This window comes from Exiguobacterium sp. s122 (assembly GCF_018618475.1).
In the GTDB taxonomy this organism is placed as follows: Bacteria; Bacillota; Bacilli; order Exiguobacteriales; family Exiguobacteriaceae; genus Exiguobacterium; species Exiguobacterium himgiriensis.
In genome coordinates this window covers 1-567 of record NZ_JACSMD010000019.1, presented here as the reverse complement: position 1 = coordinate 567, position 567 = coordinate 1, and the positions used below count along the sequence as shown (strand labels likewise).

1 rRNA gene is annotated in these 567 nt (G+C 56.1%); it reads left to right on the top strand.

Annotated features, from left to right (window positions below):
* A 16S ribosomal RNA gene (locus KNP92_RS15725) occupies positions 1-522 on the top strand; the annotation flags it as partial.
* Positions 523-567 lie beyond the last annotated feature (45 nt).

Below are 567 nucleotides of genomic sequence, written 5' to 3'. Positions count from 1 at the left end.
CCTTCCCCTTCGGGGGCAGGGGTGACAGGTGGTGCATGGTTGTCGTCAGCTCGTGTCGTGAGATGTTGGGTTAAGTCCCGCAACGAGCGCAACCCTTGTCCTTAGTTGCCACCATTCAGTTGGGCACTCTAAGGAGACTGCCGGTGACAAACCGGAGGAAGGTGGGGATGACGTCAAATCATCATGCCCCTTATGAGTTGGGCTACACACGTGCTACAATGGACGGTACAAAGGGCAGCGAAGCCGCGAGGTGGAGCCAATCCCAGAAAGCCGTTCTCAGTTCGGATTGCAGGCTGCAACTCGCCTGCATGAAGTCGGAATCGCTAGTAATCGCAGGTCAGCATACTGCGGTGAATACGTTCCCGGGTCTTGTACACACCGCCCGTCACACCACGAGAGTTTGTAACACCCGAAGTCGGTGAGGTAACCTTAGGGGGCCAGCCGCCGAAGGTGGGACAGATGATTGGGGTGAAGTCGTAACAAGGTAGCCGTATCGGAAGGTGCGGCTGGATCACCTCCTTTCTAAGGAAAATGCCCCTGTGGCATTGCCCATCGTTCAGTTTTGAG